Source organism: Streptomyces sp. NPDC055955 (assembly GCF_042270245.1).
Lineage (GTDB): Bacteria > Actinomycetota > Actinomycetes > Streptomycetales > Streptomycetaceae > Streptomyces.
Map to the genome: position 1 here is coordinate 162,470 of NZ_JBHJYS010000002.1, position 12,686 is coordinate 175,155.

11 protein-coding genes are annotated in these 12,686 nt (G+C 71.8%); 7 read left to right on the forward strand and 4 right to left on the reverse strand.

The window, feature by feature from the left end; genetic code table 11:
• Positions 1-124: 124 nt before the first annotated feature.
• Positions 125-1,495, reverse strand: coding sequence for an MFS transporter (locus ACFC96_RS04030; RefSeq protein WP_376610071.1), 1,371 nt, complete (start codon positions 1,493-1,495; stop codon positions 125-127).
• A 168-nt stretch (positions 1,496-1,663) separates the two neighbouring features.
• Between ACFC96_RS04030 and ACFC96_RS04035 the strand changes: the two genes are divergently transcribed.
• Both ACFC96_RS04035 and ACFC96_RS04040 read left to right on the forward strand, forming a co-directional pair.
• Positions 1,664-2,425 carry a FadR/GntR family transcriptional regulator gene (locus ACFC96_RS04035; protein ID WP_376610072.1) on the forward strand — a complete coding sequence of 254 codons (762 nt, stop codon included), beginning with the start codon at positions 1,664-1,666 and terminating at the stop codon, positions 2,423-2,425.
• A 156-nt stretch (positions 2,426-2,581) separates the two neighbouring features.
• On the forward strand, positions 2,582-3,958 hold the full coding sequence (locus ACFC96_RS04040; RefSeq protein ID WP_376254287.1) for a pyridoxal phosphate-dependent decarboxylase family protein: 1,377 nt from the start codon (positions 2,582-2,584) through the stop codon (positions 3,956-3,958).
• Between the two features lie 79 nt (positions 3,959-4,037).
• On the opposite strand, the gene ACFC96_RS04045 is transcribed toward ACFC96_RS04040, so the two are convergent.
• On the reverse strand, positions 4,038-5,603 hold the full coding sequence (locus ACFC96_RS04045; protein WP_376610073.1) for a flavin-containing monooxygenase: 1,566 nt from the start codon (positions 5,601-5,603) through the stop codon (positions 4,038-4,040).
• Positions 5,604-5,673: 70 nt separating this feature from the next.
• Between ACFC96_RS04045 and ACFC96_RS04050 the strand changes: the two genes are divergently transcribed.
• The 5 genes from ACFC96_RS04050 (at position 5,674) to ACFC96_RS04070 (ending at position 10,004) form a co-directional block, all read left to right on the forward strand.
• Positions 5,674-6,693 (forward strand): AraC family transcriptional regulator, encoded by a 1,020-nt coding sequence (locus ACFC96_RS04050; protein WP_376610074.1) that lies wholly within the window; start codon positions 5,674-5,676, stop codon positions 6,691-6,693.
• Positions 6,694-6,820: 127 nt separating this feature from the next.
• Positions 6,821-7,378: a hypothetical protein gene (locus ACFC96_RS04055; protein WP_376610075.1), complete on the forward strand. Its 558-nt coding sequence runs from the start codon at positions 6,821-6,823 to the stop codon at positions 7,376-7,378.
• A 51-nt stretch (positions 7,379-7,429) separates the two neighbouring features.
• A complete protein-coding gene (locus ACFC96_RS04060) occupies positions 7,430-8,245 on the forward strand; it encodes a dienelactone hydrolase family protein (protein ID WP_376610077.1) in 816 nt (271 codons plus the stop codon).
• Positions 8,246-8,337: 92 nt separating this feature from the next.
• A complete protein-coding gene (locus ACFC96_RS04065) occupies positions 8,338-8,697 on the forward strand; it encodes a DUF779 domain-containing protein (protein ID WP_376254299.1) in 360 nt (119 codons plus the stop codon).
• Positions 8,698-8,771: 74 nt separating this feature from the next.
• Complete coding sequence (locus ACFC96_RS04070) at positions 8,772-10,004, forward strand: phosphodiester glycosidase family protein (protein ID WP_376610079.1); 1,233 nt, start codon at positions 8,772-8,774, stop codon at positions 10,002-10,004.
• Between the two features lie 10 nt (positions 10,005-10,014).
• On the opposite strand, the gene galE is transcribed toward ACFC96_RS04070, so the two are convergent.
• Both galE and ACFC96_RS04080 read right to left on the reverse strand, forming a co-directional pair.
• Positions 10,015-11,010, reverse strand: coding sequence for a UDP-glucose 4-epimerase GalE (gene galE, locus ACFC96_RS04075; protein WP_376610080.1), 996 nt, complete (start codon positions 11,008-11,010; stop codon positions 10,015-10,017).
• Positions 11,011-11,090: 80 nt separating this feature from the next.
• A complete protein-coding gene (locus ACFC96_RS04080; protein ID WP_376610082.1) occupies positions 11,091-12,662 on the reverse strand; it encodes a hypothetical protein in 1,572 nt (523 codons plus the stop codon).
• Between the last annotated feature and the right edge of the window lie 24 nt (positions 12,663-12,686).

Consider the following 12,686-nt stretch of genomic DNA (forward strand, 5'->3'; position numbering starts at 1 on the left):
GCACTCGCCCCGACGCATCCGATCCCGCCGATCCTGCTACTCCCACCGCTCCCGCCCGAGCAGGAACCCGGCCGCCCTCGCCGAAGGCGCCGGGGCGGACCGTTCTGGGCGGCGGGCGCTTCCGCTACTCGACAGGCGCGGCGGCCGGAGGCACCGCCTCCCGCTCATCGATGTCCACGGCCTTCGACTCCGTGACGGGCGTCTGCCGGAACGCGGCGAGGCAGCCCGCGCTGACCAGCGCCATCACGGCGAAGGCAAGGGCGACCGGAGTCCATGAGTTCCCGGCGGCGCTGAACAGCCAGGTGGCCGCCGCCGGGGCCAGCGTGCCGATGAGGCCCGCCGTCTGGTAGCTCATGGACAGACCCGTGTAGCGCGCCCGAGGAGCGAACCAGCCGGATATGAGGGTGCCGATCGAGGCGTACGCGACGGTGCTGGCGAGCATCGGCAGGCACATCGCGAGCCAGAGTCCGGGTACGGAACGGGTGTCGGCGAGCCAGAACATCGGGAAGGCCACGACGAGGTGCAGCAGGATGCCGGCCAGCGTCACGCGGCGCAGCCCCAGGCGGTCGGCGGCCAGGGCGGCGAGGGGGGTGCACACGATGACGACGACGGAGGCGGCCGTGCCGGCCCCCGCCACCTGCGAGTCGGTGAAGCCGAGTTCGGTGACGGCGTAGGTCGACATGAAGGTGACGACCACGTAGTAGCCGCCGACGGTGACGAGGAAGGCACCGGAGGCGAGCAGCCAGGTTCGCCACGCGTCGCGGACGACGGCGACGAGCGGCGCCGCCTGCTTCTCCTCGGCGGCCTCGGCCCGGCGCGCCGCCTCGAACTCGGGCGACTCCTCGATGGACCCGCGGATCACGAGGCCGACCAGGACCAGGACGGCGGACAGCAGGAAGGGCAGGCGCCAGGCCCAGCCGACGAGTGCGTGGTGTCCCGCCAGTGCCGCCAGGGCGAAGGCACCGGTCGACATGAAGTAGCCCACGCCGTCGCCGACTTGGGGGAAGGAGCCGAAGAACGCCCGGCGTCGGGGCGGGGCGTGTTCGACGGCGAACAGCACGGCGCCGCCCCACTCGCCGCCGACCGCGAGCGACTGGACCATACGGATGAGGACGAGCAGGAGCGGCGCGGCGACGCCGATGGAGGCATAGCCCGGGAGCAGGCCGATACAGAAGGTGGCGCCGCCCATGAGGGTCATGGACCAGATCAGGGCGCGCTTACGGCCGTAGCGGTCGCCGATGTGCCCGAACACGATCGCGCCGAGCGGACGCCCGAGAGAGCCCACGAAGAGCGTCGCGAACGACATGAGCGTGCCGAGTGCCCGGTTCACCTCGGGGAAGAACAACTCCGGGAAGACGAGCGCGGCGGCGGTGGCGTAGATGCCGAAGTCGTACCACTCGACGCTGGTGCCGATCATCGAGGCCCCGGCGACCTTCCACGGCCCGGATCGGCGCCGTGCTCCCGGGCCCGTGGCGCCACCTGCGACTGTGCTCATGTGCGTACTCCTTCACGGCCAACGATTGGGTTCGCAATGGACCCAAAAACGTGGGGGCGACGCTAAGGCGCTCACCAGGGGCTGTCAATAGGGTTCGCGTGAAGTCCAATATCATGGCCATCCGGGGCATGACGGGACGCGCGTGACCCGCGAGCTGGGAGAGGGCCCGTGAGCAACAGCGAGAGTCGTGACGCATGGACGACCGGGACGCGCCAGGCGGCGTCGCACGCCGTGGTGGCCGAGACGCTCCGGCAGCGCATCGCGCTCGGCGGTTTCGGACCGGGCGACCGGCTGCCCACCGAGCGGGAGCTGTCCGCGGCCTTCGGGGTGGGGCGCAACACCGTGCGGCAGGCAGTGCGTGAGCTGGCCGACGAAGGCCTGGTCACCACCACATTGGGGCGCAACGGCGGCACCCGCGTGGCACCCACCCGGCCCGGCGGGGACGGTTCACGGGCCGCGATCACCGCGACGATCCGGGCCTCGCTGCGCGACTACATGGAGTACCGGCTCGCGATCGAACCGTACGCGGCGCGCCTGGCCGCCGAGCGCGGGGCGGGCGCGGCCCGCCGCGAACTGCTGGCGATGCTCGACACCGACGTCGCCGACCTCGGCGAGTACCACCGCTGCGACACCGCGTTCCACCTCGGTATCGCGACCGCCGGCGGCAACGAGGTGCTCGCGGAGGCGGTGACGCGGGCCCGCGCCGAGATGTTCGTGGGCGGCAACGCCCTGTGGCTCGGCTCCGACTGGAGCCGGGTGTATCCGGCGGAGCGGGACTTCGGCTCCGCGTTCCGGGAGGAACACGAGGCCGTCGCGCTCGCCGTACTGTCCGGCGACGGCGACGCGGCCGAGGCGCGGATGCGGGATCACCTGAACGACTCGCACCGTCAATTCCTGGCGTTGCTCGACCAGTTCGCCGCACAGGACTGACCCCGGGCGCGCCCCGCGCCCCACACGGACGGGCCCGGCACCCCTGCTCCGCGCGCCCGTCGATTGACGCGCGCCCGTGGCGACGCCTACGCTCCGAAATGGGTCCAGGTGAGACCCAAAAGGCAATTCCGCAGCGCGCGACAGGAGAGACGCCCCGTGCACTCTTACGACGAGGACCTCACGCAGCAGGTCATGGACCACCTGGTGCACCGACTCCGGCTCGACCCGCCGCCGCTCGGCCGCCTCGGCGACCATCAGGAACTCACCCTGGCGCTCAAGGACGCGATCGGACGCGCCCCGCAGTCCCCCGCCGACGTGCTGCGCACCTACACCGACTCCCTCGAGCCCACGGTCGTCTCGTGCGACCACCCGGCCTTCCTCGCGTTCATACCCGGCGCCCCCACGAAGGCCGCAGCACTGTTCGACATGGTGCTCTCGGCGTCCTCCCTGCACGGCGTCTCCTGGCTGGAGGCGTCCGGCGCGGTCGCGGCGGAGAACCAGGTGCTGCGGCTGTTCGCCGACCTGGCCGGGCTGCCCGCAGCCGCCGGTGGCTGCTTCGTCAGCGGCGGCTCCGCCGGCAACCTCTCCGCCCTCGTCGTCGCCCGGGACACCGGCCGCCACCGCCGCGGCCTGGACGAGCGCGCTCCCGTCCGCATCGCGGTCAGCGACCAGGTCCACTCCTCGGTCGGCAACACGCTGCGCATCCTCGGCGTCGAGCCCCTCGTCGTGCCCACCTCCGACCACCGCCTCACGGGCGAAGCCCTGCGCGCCGCCCTGGACGCCGCCGAGCGGGACGGGGGCGCACCCGTCGTCGCCGCCGTGGCGACCGCCGGCACCACCAACGCCGGCATCATCGACGACCTCGAGGGGGTCGCCGAGCAGACCCGCGCCCATGACCTGTGGCTGCACATCGACGCCGCGTACGGCGGCGCGGCGCTGTTCGTACCGGAGCTGCGCGAGCGGCTGCGCGGCATCGAGCACGCCGACTCGCTCGTCGTCGACCCGCACAAGTGGATGTTCGCGCCCTTCGACTGCGGCGCGCTGCTCTACCGCGACCCGAAGTCGGCCCGCGCTGTCCACACCCAGGACGCCTCGTATCTCGACGCCATCCACGGGGCGGACGGCGCCGACGACGAGACCGAGTGGAACCCGAGCGACTACGCGTACCACCTCACGCGCCGCCCCCGCGGTCTGCCGCTGTGGTTCTCGCTGGCCGTGCACGGCACCGACGCCTACCGCGACGCCGTCGCCCGGGGCGCCGACATCGCCCGGCGCACCGCCCGCCTCGTCGAGCGGACCGAGGGTCTGGAGCTGCTGCGCGAGCCCGAGTTGACGGTGGTCCTCGTGCGTCGCACCGGCTGGGAGCCGGAGGACTACTACGCCTGGTCCAAGCGGCTGCTCGCCTCGGGGACCGCCTTCGTCACCCCGAGCGTCTGGGAGGGCGAGACGGTCGCCCGCCTCGCCTTCCTCCACCCGGACATCACCGAGGAGACCGTCCGCGCCATCCTCGACTCGCTCGTCGACGAGGGGTAGTCCGAGCGGGAGCCCACACGGGGGCGGCGGAGCACGTCACCGTGCCGTACAGGGGTCGGCACGCGAGACCGGCGACGCGTCACCCCGCCGGCGCCGCCACCTCGGCCGGCTCCCTGCCGATACGGCTGCGGGCCGCGCGGACCGTGGACGCCGGGGTGGGGGCCAGCGTCCGGTGCAGGTTGGTGCGCAGGGTCGACGCGGCGTCGAGCACGTAGTTCTGCCGGACCTTCCACGGGCCGCGGTCGCCCTGCCGGGGGAACGCGTCGATGGAGCGCTTCACGTATCCGGAGGCGAGGTCGAGCAGCGGGCGCTCGTTCAGGGCGCCTGTCGGCCTCGGCTCCACCGCCGCGTAGTCGTGGTGGCGCATATGGTTGAGCACCTTGCACACGAGCCGGGACGTGAGGTCGGCGCGCAGTGTCCAGGAGGCGTTGGTGTAGCCGATGCACACCGCGAAGTTGGGGACGCCGGTCATCATCGCGCCGCGCCACACGAACTGGCGGTTCAGGGGGACGGGTTCACCGTCGACGCGCGGCGCGATGCCGCCGAAGGCGAGGAGCTTGAGCCCGGTCGCGGACACGATGATGTCGGCCTCCACGACGCGCCCCGACTTCAGGCGGATGCCCTCGGGGACGAAGCGGTCGATGTGGTCGGTGACGATGTCGGCGTCGCCCGACCTGAGGACCTTGAACAGGTCCGCGTCGGGCACCGCGCACAGCCGCTGGTCCCACGGGTCGTACGACGGTGTGAGGTGCTCGTCGACCAGCCGGTCGTCCTTGACGATGCGCTTGTTGAGCCCGGTCAGGACGCGCCGGGCCGTCTTCGGGCTGCGCCGGCAGAACTGGTAGACGCCGATGGCGAACAGGATGTTCTTGGTACGCACCACCCGGTGGGCCGCTCCCGAGGGCAGGGCGGCACGGATGCCGTCGGCGAGTCTGTCGCGTGAGGGCAGCGAGCTGATCCAGGTCGGGGAGCGCTGGAGCATGGTGACGTGGGCGGCGCTCCGCGCCATCGCGGGGACCAGTGTGACGGCGGTGGCGCCGCTGCCGATGACGACGACGCGCTTGCCCGCGTAGTCCAGGTCCTCGGGCCAGAACTGCGGGTGCACGACCGTGCCGGAGAAGGAGTCGGCGCCCTCGAACTCGGGGGTGTGTCCCTTGTCGTAGTCGTAGTAGCCCGCGCAGGAGTAGAGGAAATCGCAGGTGAGGGTGGACAGCGTGCGGTGGCCGTCCCCGTCGGTGCGCTCCAGCGTCACGGTCCAGCGCGCCGCCTTTGTGGACCAGTCGGCGGCGAGCACCTTGGTGCCGTAGCGGATCCGGCGGTCGATGCCGAACTCGGCTGCCGTCTCCTCGATGTAGCTCAGGATGGACCCGCCGTCGGCGAGCACCTTGCGGTCGCGCCAGGGCTTGAACGGGTAGCCCAGCGTGAACATGTCGGAGTCCGAGCGCACGCCCGGGTAGCGGAACAGGTCCCAGGTCCCGCCCATGGACTGCCGCGCCTCGAGGATCGCGTACGAGCGTTCCGGGCACTCGCTCTGGAGCCGGTACGCGGCGCCGACACCGGACAGGCCGGCGCCCACGATCACCACGTCGATGTGCTCGGCCGGGGCGCCGGAGCCGGCGGTGCTGGAGTCTGCGGTGTGCGTCATGTCTTCCAGTGTCGGGAAGCACAGCCCTCAGGAATTGACCTGGGACGACAGATCTTTGACCCTGGACGACATGTCCGTGATCAGATCGGCGGGGCTGCGCGGCTTCCGCGCCACGGTGGCGGAGCTCGGCGGTGACGCCGACTCGTACGCCCGGCAGGCCGGTTGCCCGCCGGCCGCGCTCGACGTGGACGACCTCCTGGTGCCGGAGGAGGCGATGGCGACGGTGCTCGAACTCGCCGCCGCGGACCTGCGCTGCGCCGACCTCGGGCTGCGCATCGCCGCCCGGCAGGACCTGGGCATGCTGGGCGCCCTGGCGCTCGCCATCCAGAACTCCGACACCCTCGGCGACGCCCTGGAATGCACGACCCGCTACCTCTTCGTCCACGCCCGCTCGGTGACCCTCAGCCTCGAACCCGATCCGTACGGCACTCCGGGCATGGCCGCGCTGCGCTACGGCGTGCGCGAGGGGGTCGTGGCACCACCGCAGGGCATCGACCTCTCCCTCGGCTTCATACACCGCGCCATCGCATATCTGGTCGGCCCGTACGGCCTGGGCTCCGTGGAACTCCCCCACCCTCTGCTCGCCCCGCTGTCCGTGTACGAGGACTTCTTCGAAGTACCCGTCAAGGCCGACCGCCCCGCGGCGCTGCTGCGCGTTCCCCTGAGCCTGGCCAACCGGTCACTCGGGGCCGGCAACTCGCATCTGCGCCACCTCGCGCTCGCCTACCTCGACGAGCAGCTGCCGAAGGAGTCGGCGGACGTCGTGGGAAGCGTCCGGGCCGTCGTCCAGCAGTCGCTCGGCACATCGTCACCCGAGATCGGGGCCGTCGCCGGCCTGCTCAACGTCCATCCGCGGACCCTCCAGCGGCGGCTGCGCGCCGCCGGCACGACGTTCGCCGAGGTCATCGACGAGGAGCGCCGCACCGCCGCCCACCGCTACCTCACCGGCACAGACCTTCCCCTCGGCCAGGTCGCCCTGCTCCTCGGCCTCTCCGAGCAGTCGGCCCTCAACCGCTGCTGCCGCCGCTGGTGGGGCGCCACACCCCGCGCCGTACGCCTGGGCCTGCAGAGTCGACCCACGGGCGGGTGAGCGGGCCCGGACCCGACCGACCGACGCGGCCCTTGGGCCGACTGCCCCACTGCGCCACCCACCCCCGCTCCGTCCTCCTTATCGTGTTTTACGAGGATGACCGGTCGTGAGGACGTAGGGAGTGCGCATGCGGCGTCGCACGTGGGCGCGGGCCGCACTGGCGGTCGTCCTGGGGAGCGTCCTCGCCGCCGGGCCGCCGGCACCCGTCGCCCACGCCGAGAGCCACCGCGCGACGTGCGGCACCGACGCCTACCCGTGCGCCGGGGTGAACTGGCTGTACGAGTACAACTTCAGCCTCGGGCTGCATCCGTTCACCACCCCGCACGACATCCGGTCCCAGCTCACGCAGCACTTCTGGCTGTTCCCCGTGGCCGGCCGCGACTGCCGGGGGCCGGTCCGGCAGGGCGACCGGTGTGCGCTGGTCGGCGGCAATCCCGTGTCCGTCGAGCGCGTGGGCAGTACCTTCTTCCAGATCGCCACGCTGCCGGGACACAGCCTCGGGGACGGTCTCCACATCCGGTTCTCGTTCTCCCGGACTCTCGGCATGCATGCCCTGACCGTGCGCGCCTGGTACGACGAGGCGACGACCTGCACCAACGGCTGCAGCGTGGTGAGCGGACTGTTCGCCCTGGCGGTGTGGCAGGTCCTTGCGGACACATTGAAGATCTCGGCGTTCGCCGCGTGAGATCGTGGGCCACGCCCGCTCGTTGCTCGCGGAAGTCCAAGGAGAAGCGTCGTGACCGGATCGGCACCGACCTCTGATCTCACCGGCTGGCAGAAGGCACCGTTCACGGGCGCCGGACTGACCTACGACGTGTACGAGAAGGGCAGTGGTCCCGGTGTCGTGCTGATCCCGGAGATCCCGGGCATCACGCCCGCCGTGCTCGGCCTCGCCGACCATCTGGTGGCGCAGGGGTTCACGGTCGCCGTCCCGTCCCCGTTCGGCGAGCCGGGCCGCGAGGAGTCCGTCGGCTACGCGCTCAAGACCGTGGCCCGGCTCTGCGTCGCCTCCGAGTTCCGCGCCTTCGCCACGAACGCGCGCCGGCCGATCGCGGACCATCTGCGCGCGCTGGCCCGCGATCTCGCGGCACGCACACCGGGTCCCGGCGTCGGTGTCATCGGCATGTGCTTCACCGGAGGCTTCGCGCTCGCGGCCGCGGTGGACGAGGTCGTGCTCGCGCCGGTGCTCAGCCAGCCGTCGGTCCCGTTCCCGGTCAGCGGGGCGCGGCGGGTCGACCCGGGCCTGTCCCGCGCCGAGTTCGACACGGTCGTCAGCCGCTCCAAGGAGTCCGGCCTGTGCGTGCTCGGCCTGCGCTTCAGCGAGGACCGGGCGGTGCCCGAGCAGCGGTTCCGCACCCTGCGCGAGCACCTCGGCGACGCGTTCGAGGTCATCGAACTGGACTCGTCCCCGGGCAACGCGGGCGGCTTCACCAAGACCGCGCACGCGGTGCTCACCGCGGAGGTGCGCGAGGAGCCGGGCCACCCGGCGCTCGCCGCCCGTGAACGCGTCGTGTCGTTCCTGCGCGAACGGCTGGGCCCCGAGCGTTCGTAGATCCCGCGGCCCGGCGCGGGGCGCAACCTTCCTGCAACGTGGCGGGGAGTTGACTGTTGCCCCGCTACACCGTCCTACGGAAGGAGCCCGCCGTGAGTGACGAGGCCCCGCGTGTGGAGCTGACCCCTGCGGCCGCCGATCTCCTGCGGCGGCTGCGTGCGTCCCATGGTCCCCTCATGTTCCATCAGTCCGGCGGGTGCTGCGACGGCAGCGCTCCCATGTGCTACCCGGAGGGCGAGTTCCGCACGGGCGCCAGCGATGTACTGCTCGCCTCCCTGACCGTGGAGGGCGTCGCGGAGCCGGTCGCTTTCTGGATGTCGAAGAGCCAGTTCGAGGTGTGGAGTCACACACGGCTGATCGTCGACGTGGTCGAGGGCCGCGGCAGCGGCTTCTCCCTGGAAGCACCCGAAGGCGTACGTTTCCTGATCCGTTCCCGGCTGGTCGGCGCCTAGCCATCGACGTGCCCCTCCGTGTCTGGTGAACTCCCCTGTGGCAGAGGTGAGTTACGCGGACACGAGGGGGTCACATGAGACATCGCGACGGAGGCTACAGATCGGCCCTTGCGGCCTGTGCCGCATTCGGCGCGCTGGCCGGCACCGCTCTCGCCGGGGCGGCGCCGGCCAGCGGCGCGGAGGGCGGCGGCACGGAGATCGCCCCGGGCGTCACGTACGAGGAGTTCGACATACCCGCGGCGAAGGGCCTCACGCACGCCCATGTGCTGAGCGTCGACCTGCGCGACGCCCGGGTGCGCATCGATCTGTTGCATCCTGACGCGGTCGGCGCCCGGGCCACCGTCTCCTCACTGGCCGACGCGAGCGGCGCGGTCGGCGGCGTCAACGGCGACTTCTTCAACATCACCGAGTCCCAGCACCCCGGCGTGGAGGCCACCGGCGCCTCCGTGGGTCCGGCTGTCGCGAGCGGCCGGACGCTCAAGTCCGCCGTGCCGGACGGCCAGCGCTTCGGACCCGCGCTCCCGCCCGGCACCACCACCGAGGACGTGCTCGGCGTGGGCGTGGACCACCGGGTCCGGCTCGACCGCATGGCCCTCGAAGGATCGGTCGACGCCGACGGCCGGCGGCTACCGCTCGGCGGTCTCAACCAGTACGCCCTGCCGGTCGGTTCGGTCGGCGCGTTCACCGCCGACTGGGGCGCCGTGTCGCGGGTGCGCGCCACCTGCGGCACCGACACGAACAGGGCCGCGCCGTGCAGCACGGACACCTATGAGGTGACGGTGCGCCACGGCCGTGTCGTGTCGTCGGCCGACACTCCCGGCAGCGGGCCCATAGCGTCCGGCACCACCGTCCTCGTCGGGCGGGAGGCGGGCGCGCAGGAGTTGCGGAAGCTGTCCGAGGGCGACCGCGTCCGGATCACGCACCGTCTGGTGGCGGCGGCGTCGCACGTTCCCTACCGGTTCGCGGTCGGCGGCTACCCCGTACTGCGGGACGGCGCACCGCTGCCGGGCCTCGACGCCAGGACGGCCGCGGTCCGCACCGCCGCGGGTGCCACGGCCGACGGCCGCCGCCTGTTCCTCCTGGCTCTCGACGGCGCCCCGCAGTACCGCACGGGCCTGACCATCGCGGAGGTCGCCGACGCCCTGCGCGAGTTGGGCGCGGACGACGCCTTCAGCCTGGACGGCGGCGGCTCGTCGACCCTGGTCACGAGGGACCCGGGCGCCGCGACGACCACCGTGCGGAACCATCCGACGGACACCCCGGAGCGGGCCGTCGCGAACGGCATCGGGGTCTTCTCGCGGCGCTGACCGCCGCGCCCTACCCGGCCAGGATCTCGCGCCGTAGCGCCGCCCAGCGAAGGGAGTCACGGATGCCGTCGGCGACCGAGTGCCGGGGCTGCCACCCGAGCAGTTCCCGCGCGCGGTCGCTGCGCGTATAGGCCCCCACGACGTCTCCGGGCCGGCGCGCGGTGTCGACGGAGGCGATCGGCGCGTCCGTCACGCTGTTGAAGGCGTCGAGGAGTTCCCGCACGGTGGTGCCCGTGCCGGTGCCGAGGTTGACGGCGGTGGACGTGGTCGCCCCGGCGAGGAGGGTGTCGAAGGTCCGCAGGGCGGCCACATGGGCGGTGGCCAGGTCCCAGACATGTACGTAGTCCCTGATCCCGGAGCCGTCGCGGGTGGGGTAGTCGGTGCCGGTGACGCGGAACGGCACGCCGTCCTCCTGGGCCAGGATCATCTGGCCCAGGGCATGGCTGGGGCGCGGCAGTTGCAGGCCCGTGCGCATCTTGGGATCGGCGCCGATCGGGTTGAAGTAGCGCAGGGACAGTACGCGCAGGGGCCGGGTGGCGGCGATGTCGGCGAACATCGCCTCGCACACGGCCTTGGTGCGGGCGTAGGGGCTCAGCGGCTCGACGGCGGACTCCTCGTCCACGGTCAGGTCGTCGTTCGCGCGGTAGATCGAGGCCGAGGAGCTGAAGATCAGGCGGGGGCAGCCGTTGCGCAGGAGATGGCCGACGAAGTCGAGGCTCTTCGCCACGTTCGCCTCGTAGTAGCCCACCGGATCCGCGACCGAGTCCGGCACCACGATCAGGGCCGCGCACTGGATGACCGCGTCGATGTCGGGATGCTCGGCGAAGACGCGGTCCACGAGCGTGCCGTCCGCGATGTCACCCTCGTAGAACAGGCGCCCTTCGGCGAACTCCCGCCTTCCCGTCACCAGGTTGTCGAGGATGACCGGGGTGATCCCGGCGTCCAGGCAGGCCGAGGCGACCGTGCTTCCGATGAATCCGGCGCCTCCGGCGATCAGTACCTTCACAGTGAGCTCCTCCGTCGACCGATGCGTTCGGTTCTGTTGGATTCTGTTGAGAGGAGCCTACTCGGAGCGCGCCGCGCGTCTCATCGGCCGTCCCGTACCGCCACCAGTCCGTTGAAGACCCCCACGTACGCCGTGCCGTCCGGGCCGAGGGTGACCGGGGCCCAGTTGTTGTCGTAGGCGATTCCGGTGCCCGCCAGTCGCTTCCACCGGGGCTCGCCCGTGCGGAAGTCGACTGCCGTGAGGTACCAGGCGTCCACGCCCAGGGAGTTGGGGTCCTTCGTGTAGAAGTACAGAAGGCCGTTGGCGGTGGAGAGTTTGGGGACCGTGGAGGGGGAACGCACCTTGCTCTCCCACACCGTGTCGCAGCCCGAGCCGTCCTTGCGTACGTCGACGCGGGTGACTCCGCCGACCACGGAGCGGCCGAAGGTGAGCGAGGTGATGTTCTCGTAGCCGTAGTTGTTCTCGACGACGAGGCTGTTGCCGTAGCTGATCAGGGAGTTGTCGGTCGTGGAGGCTCCGGAGCCGAAGACAGGGACCTTGCAGACGAGACGCCGGTCGTCGGGGACGTCGCGCCCGCGGCGGTAGACCAGGACGTTCATGCGGTCGTCCGCGTTGTCGGTGATCGCGACGTAGTCCTCGCCCGCGCCGAACAGGTCGGGCGTGGTGCCCGAACCCTGGTTCACCGAGCCGGGCTTGGTGCCCGTGCCACGGTCGTACGTCTGGCGCCACACGGCCTCGGGAGTGCCGTCCGCCGCCGCTTCGAAGCTGTAGAGCGCGTGGTCGGTGACGATCGAGACGCCGTCCTTCGCCACCGAGAAGGAGTTCTGGATCTCCTCCCCCGCCAGCCGGACGGACCTGATCGCGCCGTCGGCCGGATCGACCGTGCCGACGCGCCCCTGCCGTGTCACCCACCAGATGCGGCCCTGCCAGTCGGGCATCACCGAGGTGACCGGGTCGCACGTGCCGCTCGGGTAGAGGTTCGTCCAGCTCACGCAGTCGTGAGGCACCTGTCCCGTGAGGTCCCAGTCGTCCGTCACGCGGAAGCGCCAACTGCCGTCCGCGGCCTGCTCGTGCGCGAGCCTGACGATGTGCTGCCGCGAGTCCGCGAGGACGAGCCGGTCCTCGTTGTCGAGATACGAGTAGGCGCCGCCCGAGGTGTCCTTGAAGATCTTCGAGAAGTCGAGCCGGGTGATGGCCTCGACGGTGGAAGGGCGCTGCGGGAGCTTGTACTCGGCGAGTGTCTTGAGGGTCTGCGGGTCGAGCAGTTTCACCAGGAAGCCGGTGAAGGTACCGCAGACGGTGACGATGCGGCCGTCCTTGTCGAAGGTCACCGTCGCGCATTCGCCGCCGAGCGCGGCCATCTTCTCGCTGCCGACCGTGGGCGCCTTCCCCAGTGGTCCGCTCCAGGGGTACGTGCCGCTGCCGGCCGCGTCCGCGTGCATGCCGCTGCGGCCGTTCGCCGCGAGATACGGATGCTGCGGCGGCGCCTGTCCCGGCACGGGACGCGCCTCGGCGGGCGCGCCCGCGTACTGCTCGATGAGCCGGTGACCGGGCGCCTTGGGGATGTCGTCGGCCTGGGCGGGGTACGCGACGCCGGCCGCTGCGATCGTCATGGTCAGGGCGAGGGCACGGCTCAGGGCTCTGCTCGTCATGGCGCGAAGCTAGGGCCCCACCCT